This is a genomic window from Streptomyces sp. SID486 (assembly GCF_009865385.1).
Classification (GTDB): Bacteria; Actinomycetota; Actinomycetes; order Streptomycetales; family Streptomycetaceae; genus Streptomyces.
Genome location: NZ_WWJT01000569.1, coordinates 1 through 13,693, shown reverse-complemented (window position 1 = coordinate 13,693; position 13,693 = coordinate 1). Strand labels below are relative to the sequence as shown.

Annotated in this window: 12 protein-coding genes and 1 pseudogene; 9 read left to right on the top strand and 4 right to left on the bottom strand. The window is 73.8% G+C overall.

Annotated features, from left to right (window positions below; translation table 11 throughout):
- Window positions 1–58: 58 nt before the first annotated feature.
- Both GT045_RS26380 and GT045_RS26375 read right to left on the bottom strand, forming a co-directional pair.
- Entirely contained in the window at window positions 59–829 is a 771-nt protein-coding gene (locus GT045_RS26380; protein ID WP_161335681.1) for a DeoR/GlpR family DNA-binding transcription regulator, read from the bottom strand.
- Window positions 830–1,114: 285 nt separating this feature from the next.
- On the bottom strand, window positions 1,115–1,924 hold the full coding sequence (locus GT045_RS26375) for an NAD(P)-dependent oxidoreductase (protein WP_161335679.1): 810 nt from the start codon (window positions 1,922–1,924) through the stop codon (window positions 1,115–1,117).
- 237 nt (window positions 1,925–2,161) lie between these two features.
- On the opposite strand from GT045_RS26375, the gene GT045_RS26370 reads away from it, so the two are divergent.
- The 9 genes and pseudogenes from GT045_RS26370 (at window position 2,162) to GT045_RS26330 (ending at window position 11,417) form a co-directional block, all read left to right on the top strand.
- Window positions 2,162–3,103, top strand: a complete 942-nt coding sequence (locus GT045_RS26370) for a 5-dehydro-4-deoxyglucarate dehydratase (protein WP_161335678.1) — start codon at window positions 2,162–2,164, stop codon at window positions 3,101–3,103.
- A 44-nt stretch (window positions 3,104–3,147) separates the two neighbouring features.
- The gene (locus tag GT045_RS26365; protein ID WP_161335680.1) at window positions 3,148–4,311 is read left to right on the top strand and encodes a hypothetical protein; all 1,164 of its coding nucleotides are present in this window, start codon (window positions 3,148–3,150) and stop codon (window positions 4,309–4,311) included.
- A gap of 317 nt (window positions 4,312–4,628) precedes the next feature.
- Window positions 4,629–5,210, top strand: a complete 582-nt coding sequence (locus GT045_RS26360) for a TIGR03086 family metal-binding protein (RefSeq protein ID WP_161296164.1) — start codon at window positions 4,629–4,631, stop codon at window positions 5,208–5,210.
- 264 nt (window positions 5,211–5,474) lie between these two features.
- Window positions 5,475–5,759 carry a hypothetical protein gene (locus GT045_RS26355; protein ID WP_161335677.1) on the top strand — a complete coding sequence of 95 codons (285 nt, stop codon included), beginning with the start codon at window positions 5,475–5,477 and terminating at the stop codon, window positions 5,757–5,759.
- Between the two features lie 381 nt (window positions 5,760–6,140).
- On the top strand, window positions 6,141–6,902 hold the full coding sequence (locus GT045_RS26350; protein WP_161296160.1) for an MBL fold metallo-hydrolase: 762 nt from the start codon (window positions 6,141–6,143) through the stop codon (window positions 6,900–6,902).
- A gap of 131 nt (window positions 6,903–7,033) precedes the next feature.
- Window positions 7,034–7,660: pseudogene (locus tag GT045_RS26345) on the top strand (GntR family transcriptional regulator); the annotation flags it as partial.
- 206 nt (window positions 7,661–7,866) lie between these two features.
- Window positions 7,867–8,778, top strand: coding sequence for a dihydrodipicolinate synthase family protein (locus GT045_RS26340; RefSeq protein WP_161335676.1), 912 nt, complete (start codon window positions 7,867–7,869; stop codon window positions 8,776–8,778).
- Complete coding sequence (gene araD, locus GT045_RS26335) at window positions 8,766–10,496, top strand: L-arabinonate dehydratase (protein WP_161335675.1); 1,731 nt, start codon at window positions 8,766–8,768, stop codon at window positions 10,494–10,496. The genes GT045_RS26340 and araD overlap by 13 nt, the downstream gene beginning before the upstream one ends.
- A 123-nt stretch (window positions 10,497–10,619) precedes the next feature.
- The gene (locus GT045_RS26330; protein ID WP_161335674.1) at window positions 10,620–11,417 is read left to right on the top strand and encodes an HAD family acid phosphatase; all 798 of its coding nucleotides are present in this window, start codon (window positions 10,620–10,622) and stop codon (window positions 11,415–11,417) included.
- Between the two features lie 56 nt (window positions 11,418–11,473).
- Here the strand turns inward: GT045_RS26330 and GT045_RS26325 are convergent, their stop codons facing one another.
- Window positions 11,474–12,928, bottom strand: coding sequence for a penicillin-binding transpeptidase domain-containing protein (locus GT045_RS26325; RefSeq protein WP_161335673.1), 1,455 nt, complete (start codon window positions 12,926–12,928; stop codon window positions 11,474–11,476).
- Window positions 12,929–12,981: 53 nt separating this feature from the next.
- Window positions 12,982–13,638, bottom strand: a complete 657-nt coding sequence (locus tag GT045_RS26320; RefSeq protein ID WP_161293558.1) for a response regulator transcription factor — start codon at window positions 13,636–13,638, stop codon at window positions 12,982–12,984.
- Between the last annotated feature and the right edge of the window lie 55 nt (window positions 13,639–13,693).

Below are 13,693 nucleotides of genomic sequence, written 5' to 3'. Positions count from 1 at the left end.
CGCGCCCGGGGGGTAGGGGGAGCGCCCGAGGGCGGGGGGACGCGGGGGGCCGGGCCGGTCAGACCCGGATGACCTGCGGGCCCAGCAGGGAGTAGCGATGGGCCTCGGCGGCCGGCAGGAGGGTGCTGGTCACGATGGTCTCCAGCGCGCCGACCTCCGCGAAGCGGCAGAAGCTGACCGCGCCGAACTTGGTGTGCACGCCCGCGAAGACGGTGCGGCGGGCGGCCCGGACGGCCTGCGCCTTCACCTCGCTCACCGCGGGGTCGGGGGTGGTCAGGCCGTACTCCCGGGAGATGCCGTTGGCCCCGATGTAGGCGAGGTCGATCACGAAGCCGGCCAGCATCTTCGTCGTCCAGTGGTCGACGGTGGCCAGCGTCCCCGGGCGCACCCGGCCGCCGAGCAGCAGCACGGAGATCCGGTCCGCCTCCGCCAGGGCGCCGGCGACCGGCAGGGACGCGGTGACCACGGTCAGCGGCCGGCCCGTCGGCAGGGACTCGGCGATGAGCTGGGGGGTGAAGCCCTCGTCGACGAAGACCGTCTCGGCGTCGCCCAGCAGGTCGGCCGCCGCGGCGGCGATCCGCCGTTTCTCGGGCACGTGACTGGTGGCGCGGAAGGCGAGCGTCGTCTCGAAGCCGGCGCTCTCCACCGGGTAGGCGCCGCCGTGGGTGCGGCGGACCAGGCCGTGGTCCTCCAGCGCGCGCAGGTCGCGGCGGATGGTCTCCTTGGCCACGCCCAGTTCGGTGGCGAGCACGGTGACGTCGACCGAGCCGCTGGCGCGCGCGGTCCGCACGATCTCGCGCCGGCGCTCCTCCGTGGTCCACGTGCTCATGTCGTCACCCACTTCCCCGTGGAACTGCCCGTTCGAGCCCATGGGGGAAGTTCTACCGTCGGTGCGCGGCGCTGACCAGGCCCCTCAGGTGCCCGATCCTGCCCGCTTGTGCCCGTTCCGGGCGGCCCGTGCCCGCCGCCGACCTGCGCTGCCGTCCCGGGCGGAGTGGGATCGGGCACGGTGGTTGCCCGCACACGGCGGCGGGCGGGCCCGTTCGGTGCCCGCCCGCTCGTGCGGGGGTCCGGCCGCGGCCGCTCCGGGGCCGCGGCCGGCTCGGTGGCCGGCTCAGTACGGCCAGATCGGCGGGTCGTTCACGAAGTGGCCGCCCAGGTGGCTCTGGGCCGGGTCGTCCGGGTCCAGTTCGCCGTGCTCGGCGACGAGCTTGTGCGCGTACGGCTCGGAGTCGTCCCGCGGCTCGTAGCCGAGCGCCCGCGCGCTGCTCAGGTCCCACCACAGGCGGGTGTTGGCGGAGGAGCCGTAGACGACCGTGTGGCCGACCTCCTCGGCGGTCAGGGCCGCGTGGAAGAGGCGGGCTCCGTCGGCCGGGCTCATCCACACCGAGAGCATGCGGACACTGGTGGGCGCCGGGAAGCAGGAGCCGATGCGTACGGAGACGGTCTCCAGGCCGTGTTTGTCCCAGTAGAGCTGGGCCAGGTCCTCGCCGAACGACTTCGACAGGCCGTAGAAGGTGTCCGGGCGGCGCGGGGTGTCCACCGGGATCGGCGGCTCGCCCGCGCGCGGGGCCGGTGTGAAGCCGACGGCGTGGTTGGACGAGGCGAAGACGATCCGCGGCACGCCCTCCCGGCGGGCGGCCTCGTAGAGGTTGTAGGTGCCCTCGATGTTCGACTTCAGGATCTTCTCGAACGGCGCTTCCAGGGAGATGCCCGCGAGGTGCAGGACCGCGTCCACGCCCCGCACCGCCTCGCCGAGCGCCTCCGTGTCGCCGAGGTCGGCGGTGATGGCGTCCGGCTCGCCGTCGACCGGGCGGACGTCGAACAGGCGCAGGGCGTAGCCGTACTCCGGCAGCAGGGAGCGCATCAGGGTGCCGAGGCCCCCGGCGGCGCCGGTGAGCAGGACGGTGCGGGGAGCGGGCATCCTACGGTCTCCTTGACGTCAGCGGCCGCATGTGTGAGAGGGGTTCATATCCATGGACACGCTAGGGAGCCGTGATCCACCTCGTCAAGTGCGCCGCGACGGGGTTGAATCCGCCGCCGGGTCGCCCGTCCGTGCGCTTGACCCGTTCCCGCGCGGGATCGTAGCGTGAGATCGTTCAGGGATATAGACGTTGATCAGAGACATGCACTGGCAGAGATGCACCGACAGGGAGCGCCCGTGACGCCTGCCCCGCTCACCGCCCGGCTCCGCGATCCGGACGGGCCGCTCTTCTTCCCCGTCACGGCCTACGGCCCCGACGGCTCGCCCGACCTGGACGTCTACCGCACCCATGTGCGCCGTGGGGTCGCCGCCGGTGCCGCCGCCGTCTTCGCCTGCTGCGGCACCGGGGAGTTCCACGCGCTGCTGCCGGAGGAGTTCGAGGACTGCGTCCGGGCGGCCGTGGAGGCGGCCGGCGGACGCGTCCCGGTCGTCGCGGGCGCCGGGTACGGCACCGCGCTCGCCGTCCGCTACGCGCGGCTGGCCGAGGGCGCGGGTGCCGACGGGCTGCTCGCCATGCCGCCGTACCTCGTGCACGCCGGCCAGGAGGGGCTGCTGCGGCACTACCGCGAGGTCGCGGCGGCCACCGCCCTGCCGATGATCGTCTACCAGCGCGACAACGCCGTCTTCACCCCGCGGACGGTGGTGGAACTCGCCCGCACCGACAAGATCACCGGCCTCAAGGACGGCCTCGGCGATCTCGGGCTGATGCAGCAGATCGTCAGCGCCGTCCGCACCGAAGCCCCCGGTGACTTCCTGTACTTCAACGGCCTGCCCACCGCCGAGCAGACCCAGCTCGCCTACCACGCCCTCGGCGTCACCCTGTACTCCTCGGCCGTCTTCTGCTTCGCCCCCGAGATCGCCCTCGCCTACCACCGGGCCCTGACCGCGGGCGACGCGACGGTCCTGCGGCGGCTCCTGGACGGCTTCTACCGCCCGTTCGTCGAACTGCGCGCCCAGGGCCGCGGTTACGCCGTCTCCCTGGTCAAGGCCGGTGTACGGCTGCGCGGCCTGGACGTCGGCGAGGTCCGGCCCCCGCTGCACGAACCGGCGCCGGAGCACGTCAAACAGCTCGCCCAGCTGATCGAGCGGGGCTTCGCCCTGCTGGAGGAGGACGCGTGAGCGGGCACGGCCCGGCCGGGGAGTACCCGGCGGAAGCAGGACGCATGAAGGCGTCCGCGTTCGTCTACCCCTGGGACGTCAACGGCGACCCCGGGGCGCCCGCGCGCATCGCCGCACTGGGCGTCGGGCAGGTCACGCTCGCCGCCGCCTACCACTCCACCCGCGCGCTCACCCCGCGCCACCCCCGCCACCGCATCGTCACCGCCGAGTACGCGGCCGTCCTCTACCCGCCGGGCGACCGCTGGGCGGGCCGCGGCCTGCGGCCCTACCCCGCCGGCCGCTGGGCCCCCGGCAACGCCTACGGCGCGGCCGCCGAGGCCCTCGCCGCGGCCGGCCTGGAGGTGCACACCTGGGTCGTGCTCGCCCACAACTCCCGGCTGGGCGCCGAACACCCCGACATCTCGGTCGTCAACGCCTACGGCGACCGCTATCCGTGGGCGCCCTGCATCGCCCAGCCCGCCACCCGCGCCTACCTGACCGACCTGGCCGCCGAGGCCGCGGTACGCCCCGGTGCCCGGGGCACCGAGCTGGAGTCCCTCGGCTGGTACGGCCTCCAGCACCTGCACGCCCACGACAAGACCGCGGGTGTGGGCCTCGGCGACGCCGGGCAGTACCTGATGTCCCTGTGCTTCTGCCCCTCGTGCCGGGCCGGGTACGGCGGACAGGGCCTGGACGCCGACGCGCTGGCGGCGGCCGTGCGCGAGGCGCTGGAACCGCTGTGGCGCGGCACGGCCGGTGACGAGGGCTGGCCCACGGTCGGGAAGCTGCTCGGCGAGGACACGGCGGCCGCCACGCGCGCGTGGCGCGAGGAGACCGCCCGCACCCTCCAGGAGGAGGCCGTCGCCGCCGTACGCGCCGCCGCGCCCGAGGGTTTCCGCGTCCTGCTGCACGCCGACCCGGTCTCCCACCACTGCGGCGCCAACGTGGGCGTCGACCCCGCCCACATCCTGTCCGTGGCCGACGGCGTGGTGGTGCCCTGCACGGGCGGTACGGCCCTGCTGGCGCCCTTCGCCGCGCACGCGCGGGCGGGGACGGTGCTGGCCGCGAACCTCACCGTCGTCACGGGCATGGGCGGCAGCCCCACCACGCTCGCTGCGGACGCGGCACGCGCGCGTGCCGACGGCGCGACCGAACTGCGGCTCTATCACGCCGGGCTGGCGTCGGACGGGGACCTCGCCGCGGTACGCGCGGCCCTTGCCGCCCGCTGAGCCGGCAGGCGGCGGCGCCGGTCCGGCGAGCAGTCCGGCGAGCGGTCCGGCGGTCACCGGGCTGGCGCCCTGGGCGGCGTACAGCACACCCAGCCGCGTGGCGGTGGGTGTGGGGCGGGTGTGGGGCGGGTGTGGGGGTGGTCGTCCGTGGCGGTGTGCGGGAACGGGGCGGGTGTGTGGGGCGCGTCCGAGGCGGTGCGTGGGGACGGGGGCGGGCGCTGGTTCGTGTCGGTGCGCGGGCGTGGTGCCGATGAGTTTGCGGGCGGCCCGCGGTCAGTCCTCCGTACGGCACGTACGCGTCGCTGAAGGAGTGCGTCATGACCACCGCCGACCTCGGTCCGCAGACCGCCGTCGTGGCCCGGCTCGCCGGCGCCGTCACGGAGGAGCAGCTGACGGCCGCCACCCCCTGCCCCGGCTGTTCGGTGCGCGACCTGCTGGGCCATCTGCTGGGGCTGTCCGTGGCGTTCCGGGACGCCGCCCGCAAGGAGCTGGGTCCGACCACGGACACCCGCCCGGACTCCGCCTCCTGGGACCTCGACCCCGGCTGGCGCGAGCGGCTGCCCGCGGCGCTGGACGAGCTGGCCGCCGCCTGGCGCGACCCGGCCGCCTGGACCGGCGACACCCGCGCCGGCGGGGTGGACCTGCCGGGTGCCGTCGCCGGTGCGGTCGTCGCCGACGAGCTGGTGATCCACGGCTGGGACCTGGCCCGCGCCACCGGCCAGGACTACACCCCGGACCCGGCCGCCCTGACCGCGGCCCACGGCTTCCTGCTGGCCGCGGCCGAGGACCCCGACCGGGGCGACGGGCCGTTCGGTCCGGTCGTGGCGGTCCCGGCGGGCGCCCCGCTGCTCGACCGGGCGGTGGGGCTGAGCGGACGGGACCCGGGGTGGCGGCCGTAGGGGCCCCGGCGGCGGGGACGCGTCCGTACCGGAGTCTCCGAACGAGCGCGGACGCGGGCGGGCAGGCATGATCGGATGACCGGACGACCGTCGTCCGGGAACAGGGCCGCGACCCGCGCCTCGCACCCGCGGCCCCCACACCCATCGGTCGGCCCCGGAGCTGCGAAGGACGCGGACATGTCGGCAGAGCCACGGAGGAAGCCGCCGTGCCGGCCGTGAACCCACCGTCCCGTGCACCGGGGGCGGGCGACCGCCGGAGGCCACATGAGCGGGATCGTCGTCGTGTACGAACTCGACCGCCCGGGGGACGACGCGCAACGGCGCCCCCGACGGGTGCACGCCGCGCCCGTCGCCCCGGGGCGGCCCGACGCCGCCGGTCCCCGGACCCTGTGCGGCAGGGACACCTTCGCCATGGAGAAGGCCCGCTCGGCACCCGCCACCAGCCCGGGGGCCCGCTCGGCACCCTCCGCCACCCCCGGGACGCCGTGGTACCCCGCCGAGTACGCCGCCGCGGTCTGCCCCGAGTGCGACGCCGTCATGGAGATCTGACCTGGTCCATGTGTCCAGAGGTCTGATCGGGTTGATATGTCCACGGAGATCTGACTGGGTTCAAGTGTCCACGGAGATCTGACCGGGTTCATGTGTCCATGGAGATCTGACCGGGTCATGTAGATCTTACCGGGTCCGTGAATGTCTGATCTAGTTCATGTAGGTCTGCCAGAAGCCACGGAGGTCTGCCCGGGACCCGGAACCTGGCGGCGCGGGCCGCGTCCGGCGGGGCCGGGGGCGGAACCCGGTTCGCGGAACCCGGTCCCGGGGTGCGTCCGGCACGGCCGGGGCGCGGAAGCCGGGGGCGCGGGTCGTGCTCGGCGGGGCCGGACTTGGCCGAACGTGCCGGTGCCCGGCGCGGTGCGCCGTACGCTCCCTGCTATGCCGCTCACCCTCACCGTCCTCGGTACCGCCTCGCCGCACCCGGGCCCCGGCCGGCCCTGCTCGGGATACCTGGTGTCCGGAGGCGGTGCCGAGGTGTGGGTGGACGCCGGGCCCGGCACGTTCGCGGCGTTGCAGCAGCACACCGACCCCGCCCGCCTCACCGCCGTCTGGATCTCGCACCTGCACGCCGACCACAGTGCCGACCTGCTCGCCGCCGCCTACGCGTTCGCCTTCGGCGGCATGACCCCGCCCGCGCCGGTCCCCGTCTACGCGCCCCAGGACTGCGCGCGCCGCCTGGCCGGCTTCTTCGGCCGCCCGGACGTCGACTTCCTGAAGGGCGTCTTCGACTTCCGGGACCTGTACGACGGCCACGAGGCCCGGCACTGGAACCTGCGCCTGACCGCCCGCGCCGTCGCCCACGACACCGAGACCTACGGGCTGCGCGCCGAGTGCCAGGGCAGCGTGCTGGCCTACTCGGCGGACAGCGGGCCCTGCGCCGCCCTCACCGAACTCGCCTCCGGCGCCGACCTGTTCCTGTGCGAGGCGGACATCGACGAGCATCGCGACGGCGAACACCTGCGCCAGGTACATCTGACGCCCGAGGACGCCGGCCGTGTCGCCCGGGAGGCACGGGTGCGCGAACTCCTCGTCACCCATGTCGGTCCCGCGCTCACCCGCGAGGCGGCCACCGCCCGCGCGGCGCATGCCGCGGGCCGGCCCGCGTACGCCGCCGTCGAGGGCGAGACCCGCACCTTCTGAGCGGCCCCTCCCGGCGGCTTCCGCCTTTCCTGTCAGAGGCGTTGACGAAACCCGCGGTCCCTCCTACCTTCGACGCGTCGTACTTCGTACGTCATATACGAGACGCGATATACGAGATCCGAGAGGGCCGCATGACGTCTGTGCCCACGCCGATCCCGTCCCGCACGCAGTACGTGCTGGACGCCATCAGGCACCGCATCCTCACCGGCCTCCTGACCCCCGGTCAGGCCCTGGTCGAGACCGAGCTGGCCGCGCAGTTCGGGGTCTCCAAGACCCCGGTGCGCGAGGCGCTGAAGACCCTCGCCGGGACCGGTCTGGTCGTGATGAGCCAGTACAAGGGCGTCACGGTCCGCACGGTGGACGCCGGCATGGCGCACGAGGTCTACGACGTGCGGCTGCTGCTCGAACCCGAGGCCCTGCGCAGAGCCGTCCGGCGGGGCGCCCCCCTCGACGCCGCCCGGGCCGCGCTGGCCCGCGCCGACGAGGCCACGGACACCGCCGAACGCTCCCTCGCCAACCGGGAGTTCCACCGCGCCCTGTATCTGCCGTGCGGCAACCCGCTGCTCGGCCGGATGCTGGACGAGGTCCGAGACCAGGCCGCCCTCGTCTCCGCCGTGGCCTGGGCCGCCGCGCCCTCCTGGGAGCGGGAGGCCGCCGAACACCGGGAGATCCTGCGGCTCGCGACGGACGGCGACGCGGACGGCGCCGCCGACGCCCTGCACGCCCACATCGCGTCCTTCGTACGCCGTGCGTTCCCCGACCCCCTGCGGCCCCCGGAGCCTTCCACGTCCCCGCGGTCCCCCGAGCCCCTGCGGCCCCCGGAGCCTTCCGTGTCCCCGCGGTCCCCAGAGCCCCTGCGGCCCCCGGAGCCTTCCGTGTCCCCGCGGTCCCCAGAGCCCCTGCGGCCCCCGGAGCCTTCCGTGTCCCCGCGGTCCCCAGAGCCCCGCCCGGCGGGAGGTGAGCGATGAGCGAGGTGATGTTCGCGTCCCGACGGGCGGCCCTGGCCGACGTGGTGGCCATCCCGGTGACGCCCTTCGCCGCGGACGGCTCCGTCGACACCGTGGCCCACCGGGCGCTGCTGCGCCGCCTGCTCGACGCCGGGATCGGCACCCTCACCCCGAACGGCAACACCGGCGAGTTCTACGCCCTCACCCCCGAAGAACGCCGGCTGGCCGCCGAGTCGGCCGTGGCCGAGGCCGGCGACCGGGCCGCCGTCCTGGTCGGCGTGGGACACGACCTGCCCACCGCGATCGCCTCCGCCCGGCACGCCCGTGACCTCGGCGCCGGCATGGTCATGGTCCACCAGCCGGTGCACCCGTACGCCTCGGCGGCGGGCTGGGTCGACTACCACCGCGCCGTCGCCGAGGCGGTCCCCCGGCTGGGCGTGGTGCCGTACATCCGCGACGCCCGGCTGCCCGGAGCCCGGCTCGCCGAACTCGCCGACCACTGCCCCAACGTCATCGGCGTGAAGTACGCCGTCCCGGACGCCGTCCGCTTCGCGGCCTTCGCGCGGGACGCCGGCCTGGACCGCTTCGTGTGGGTGGCCGGGCTCGCCGAACCGTACGCGCCCTGCTACTTCTCCGCGGGCGCCACCGGCTTCACCTCCGGGCTCGTGAACGTCGCCCCGGCCCTGTCCCAGGCCATGCTGGAGGCGCTCCGCTCCGGTGACCACCCGGCCGCCATGGAGGTGTGGGAGCGGATCCGCCGCTTCGAGGAACTGCGCGCCGCGCACGGCGGCGCGCACAACGTCACCGTCGTCAAGGAGGCCCTCGCCTCGCTCGGCCTGTGCCGCCGGGACGTCCGCCCGCCGAGCGGGCCGCTGCCCGAGGAAGAGCGCGCCGAGGTCGCCGCCGTCGTCGCCGGATGGCCCGTGTGAAGCGGCCGGAACAGCTCCGCAGCCACCAGTGGTACGGCACGGACGGTCTGCGCTCGTTCAGCCACCGCGCCCGCACCCGCCAGCTCGGCTACCTGCCCGAGGAGCACCTCGGCAAGCCGGTCATCGCCGTCCTGAACACCTGGTCCGACATCAACCCCTGCCATGTCCACCTGCGCGACCGCGCCCAGGCCGTCAAGCGCGGGGTGTGGCAGGCGGGCGGTTTCCCGCTGGAGTTCCCCGTCTCCACCCTCAGCGAGACCTTCCAGAAGCCGACCCCCATGCTGTACCGCAACCTGCTCGCGATGGAGACCGAGGAGCTGCTGCGCTCGTACCCGGTGGACGGGGCGGTGCTGATGGGCGGCTGCGACAAGTCCACGCCCGCGCTGCTGATGGGCGCCGCGTCGGTCGACCTGCCCACCGTCTTCGTGCCCGCCGGCCCCATGCTCCCGGGGCACTGGCGCGGCGAGGTCCTCGGCTCCGGCACCGACATGTGGAAGTACTGGGACGACAAGCGGGCCGGCCTCATCGGCGACTGCGAGCTGTCCGAACTGGAGAGCGGCCTGGCCCGCTCGCCCGGCCACTGCATGACGATGGGCACGGCGTCCACGCTCACCGCCGCGGCCGAGGCCCTCGGGGTGACCGTGCCGGGCGCGTCCAGCATCCCGGCGGTGGACTCCGGGCACGACCGGATGGCCGCGCGGGCGGGCCTGACCGCCGTCCGGCTGGTCCACCGGGACCGGAGGCTGTCCGACGTGCTCACCCGCGAGGCGTTCGAGGACGCCGTCACCACCGTGCTCGGTCTCGGCGGCTCCACCAACGCCGTGATCCATCTGATCGCCATGGCCGGCCGGGCGGGCGTGCGGCTCACCCTGGACGACTTCGACCGCATCGCCCGCACGGTCCCCGTCCTCGCCGACGTCCGCCCCGGCGGACAGCGGTACCTGATGGAGGACTTCCACTTCGCGGGCGGCCTGCCCGGCTTTCTCTCCCGGATCCCCGACCTGCTCCACCTGGACCGGCCGACGGTCTCGCACGACACCCTGCGCGAGCAGCTGGAGGGCGCTCGCGTGCACGACGACGCCGTCATCCGGCCGCGGGACAACCCGGTCGCGGGCGAGGGCGGGGTCGCGGTGCTGCGCGGCAACCTCTGCCCGGACGGCGCGGTCATCAAGCACATCGCCGCCGAACCCCGCCTGCTCCGGCACACCGGCCCCGCCGTCGTCTTCGACGACTACCGGACCATGCAGCGCACCATCGACGACCCGGCACTGGGCATCACCGCCGACAGCGTGCTGGTGCTGCGCGGCGCCGGGCCCAAGGGCGGCCCCGGCATGCCCGAGTACGGCATGCTGCCGATCCCGGACCATCTGCTGCGGCAGGGCGTGCGGGACATGGTCCGCGTCTCCGACGCCCGGATGAGCGGCACGAGTTACGGCACCTGCGTGCTGCACGTGGCACCCGAGTCCCACGTCGGCGGCCCGCTCGCCCTCGTACGCACCGGGGACCTCATCACGCTCGACGTCGGGGCGCGCAGCCTCCGGCTCCACGTGGACGACGCGGAGCTGGCACGCCGCAGGGCGCGGTGGACACCACCACCGGTGCGGTACGAGCGGGGCTACGGCGCGCTCTACGCCGACCAGATCACCCAGGCGGACACCGGCTGCGACTTCGCGTTCCTCGCCCGGCCGGGCACGGTGCCGGACCCGTACGCCGGCTGAGCCGCCGGCGCCGCAGCAGGATGTGCGTATCGATCGGATAACAGCCCTCGCAGAGCCGGGTGTTATGCGCGTAGACAATCTCTGACCTGGAGCATCACTCCTCATCCAGCAATCGGAGCATTCATGCGGAAGTCCCTGAAGGCGGTCGCGGCCGGCGCCGCCTGTGTCGTCGCCGGTGCGGCGCTGTACGGCGCGGGCGCGGCCACCGCCGGTCAGTCGACGGCGAACTCCACCCACGAGCCGTACAACATCGGTCTCCTGGTGAAGGACATCGACACCTACTACGGCACCACCGCCGACGGCGCCGGCGTGTACCAGGCGTCCCCGGACAGCCCGTACGCCAAGGACCTGGCGCGCATCGACCGCGACGCCGAGCGCTACATCGACAAGGCCGCCCGCAAGGCGCACCACCGCGGCGAGCGGCCGGCCGTCGTCTTCGACATCGACGACACGCTGCTGCTCAGCCTCGACTACGAGAAGCGCTACAACTACACCTACAACGCCACCACGTGGAACGACTACGTGAACAAGGCGGACCGCCCGGCCGTCTTCGGCAGCCCCGAACTGGTGCGGTACGCCGAGTCCAAGGGCGTCGAGGTCTTCTACAACTCCGGTCTGAGCGAGTCCCAGCGCGCCGGCGCGGTCGAGAACCTGAAGAAGGTCGGCGCCGACGTGAACCTCGACGCCGGCCACATGTTCCTCAAGGACAAGGCCAACCCCCCGGCCTACCTGAAGGACTGCGCCACGGCGGGCACCTGGAACTGCACGACCGTGCAGTACAAGGCCGGGACCCGCGGGCACATCGAGCGTGACCTCGGCTACGAGATCATCGCCAACTTCGGCGACCAGTACTCGGACCTGGACGGCGGCCACGCCGACCGCACGTACAAGCTGCCGAACCCGACGTACTTCGTCGGCTGAGCCCGTCCTGACAGGCGGCAGGCGGCCCGTTCACACGCGGCCGCCTGCCCCCGGGGTCACTTCAGAGCGGCTTCCATCATCGCCTTGGCCACCGGAGCCGCCAGGCCGTTGCCGCTGACCTCCGAGCGCGCCGCGTCCGACTGCTCCACCATCACGGCGACGGCGACCTCCTTGCCGCTGCTGTCGGACTTGCCGTAGGAGGTGAACCAGGCGTACGGCGTCTTGCTGTTGTTCTCGCCGTGCTGCGCGGTACCGGTCTTGCCGCCGACGGTCACCCCGTCGATCAGCGCGTTCGTACCGGTGCCGTCCTTGACCACCGTCTCCATCGCCGACCGGAGCTGCTCGGCGGTGGTGGAGCTGACGATCTCCTTGGTGCCGGCGTCGTCGTCCAGATCCTCCAGGACGTCACCGCCGCTGTCGGTGATCTGCGACACCATGTGCGGCGAGACCAGCTTGCCGTCGTTGGCTATGGCCGCGGACACCATGGCCATCTGGAGCGGGGTCGCGGTGACGTCGAACTGGCCGATCCCGGACAGCGCGGTCTGCGCCTTGTCCATGCCGGACGGGTAGACGCTCGGGTACGCCCGCACCGGCACGTCCTGCTTCTGGTCGTTGAAGCCGAACTTCTCGGCCATCGCCTTCACCTTGTCCTGCCCCAGCTCGACGGCCATGTGACCGAAGACGTTGTTGCAGGAGTACCGCAGGGCGACCCGGATCGAGGCGTTCCGGCACGGGGCCGACTTGCTCTCGTTCGGCAGCTCGCGCACCGTGCCCGGCATGATGTAGGGAGCCGGGCTGTCGGTGGGCTCGTCCACGTTCTCGTAGAGCCCGTCCTCCAGCGCGGCCGCCGCCACGACCAGCTTGAACGTCGAGCCCGGCGGCAGCGGCTGCCGCAGCGCCCGGTTGGTCAGCGGCTTCTCCTTGTCCGCGTTGAGCGCCTTCCAGGCCGACCCGGCCGCGTTCGCGTCGGTGAGCGACGAGGGGTCGTACGACGGGGCCGACACCACCGCGAGGATCCTGCCCGTCTTCGGGTCGATCGCCACGGCCGCGCCCTTCTTGCCGCCGAGCGCCCGGTACCCCGCCTTCTGCACGGCCGGGGCGATCGTCGTGAGCACGTTGCCGGGGTCGGCGCGCCGGTCCGTGACGGTGTCCATGACCGTCTTCAGCCGGGTGTCCGTGCCGTTGAGCAGGTCCGTGTAGATGCCCTCCAGCTGTGTGGGCGCATAGGCCTGCGAGGCGTAGCCGGTCACCGCCGCGTACAGCTCGCCGTTCTTGTACGTGCGCTTGTACGCCAGGTCACCGCCCTTCGTACGGGCGGAACCGGTGACGGCCTGGCCGCCCACGATGATGTTCCCGAGCGGCTCCGAGTACGTCTGGATGGAGTTCCGCCGGTTGTGGTTGTCTTCTGCGAGGGCCTTGCCGTCGTAGAACTGCACCCATGTCGCCCTGACCAGCAGGGCGAGCACGAGCAGCAGAGCGAAGACGGACGCCCGCCTGATCGTCTTGTTCATCCCGCTCGGAAGACGACCGGGAAGAGGCCGGCGTTCCCGTACGGCCCGCATTCTCATCCGGCGTTCAGGAAGCCGGCCCGGTAGGCCGCGATCACCGCCTGGGTGCGGTCCCGGGTGCCGGTCTTCGCGAGGACGGCCGCCACGTGCGTCTTCACCGTGGCCGGGCCGACGTCCAGCCGGCCGGCGATCTCCGCGTTGGTCAGACCGGCGGCCATGTGCCGCAGCACGTCGCTCTCGCGGCCGGTGAGCCTGCCCACCCAGGGCGGGGGCGCGACGGCCGGGCGGGCGTGCGCGGCCGCGAGGGCCCGTACCGCCGACGGGAAGAGCAGGGTGTCGCTGCGCGCGACCAGCCGTACCGCCTGTACGAGGGTGTCGGCGTCGGCCCGCTTCAGCAGGAAGCCGGCGGCCCCGGCGCGCAGCGCGTCGTACACGTAGGAGTCGTTCTCGAAGGTGGTCACGACGACGACGCGCGGCGGGGCCTCCAGCGCGCCGATCAGCTCCGTGGCCCGGATGCCGTCGGTCCCGGGCATGCGGACGTCCATGAGCACGACGTCGGGCCGCAGCTCCCGCACGACGGAGACGGCCTCGGCGCCGGTCGCCGCCTCGCCGGCCACCTCCAGGCCGGGCTCGGCGGACAGGATGGCGCGCAGGGCGGTGCGGACCATGCGCTCGTCGTCGGCGAGGACGATCCGGATGGCGGGCGGGGGCATGCGGGTTCCTTCGGTCGGGGGCCGGGCGGCGGGCGGGCCGCCGGGGGAGGCGGGG

Excerpts from the sequence above, each read along its gene's own strand:
- GT045_RS26325 (WP_161335673.1), bottom strand. The coding sequence starts at position 12,928 with ATGAACAAGACGATCAGGCGGGCGTCCGTCTTCGCTCTGCTGCTCGTG.
- GT045_RS26360 (WP_161296164.1), top strand. The coding sequence starts at position 4,629 with ATGACCACCGCCGACCTCGGTCCGCAGACCGCCGTCGTGGCCCGGCTC.
- GT045_RS26340 (WP_161335676.1), top strand. The coding sequence starts at position 7,867 with ATGAGCGAGGTGATGTTCGCGTCCCGACGGGCGGCCCTGGCCGACGTG.
- araD (WP_161335675.1), top strand. The coding sequence starts at position 8,766 with ATGGCCCGTGTGAAGCGGCCGGAACAGCTCCGCAGCCACCAGTGGTAC.
- GT045_RS26365 (WP_161335680.1), top strand. The coding sequence starts at position 3,148 with ATGAAGGCGTCCGCGTTCGTCTACCCCTGGGACGTCAACGGCGACCCC.
- GT045_RS26355 (WP_161335677.1), top strand. The coding sequence starts at position 5,475 with ATGAGCGGGATCGTCGTCGTGTACGAACTCGACCGCCCGGGGGACGAC.
- GT045_RS26330 (WP_161335674.1), top strand. The coding sequence starts at position 10,620 with ATGCGGAAGTCCCTGAAGGCGGTCGCGGCCGGCGCCGCCTGTGTCGTC.
- GT045_RS26375 (WP_161335679.1), bottom strand. The coding sequence starts at position 1,924 with ATGCCCGCTCCCCGCACCGTCCTGCTCACCGGCGCCGCCGGGGGCCTC.
- GT045_RS26350 (WP_161296160.1), top strand. The coding sequence starts at position 6,141 with ATGCCGCTCACCCTCACCGTCCTCGGTACCGCCTCGCCGCACCCGGGC.
- GT045_RS26320 (WP_161293558.1), bottom strand. The coding sequence starts at position 13,638 with ATGCCCCCGCCCGCCATCCGGATCGTCCTCGCCGACGACGAGCGCATG.
- GT045_RS26380 (WP_161335681.1), bottom strand. The coding sequence starts at position 829 with ATGAGCACGTGGACCACGGAGGAGCGCCGGCGCGAGATCGTGCGGACC.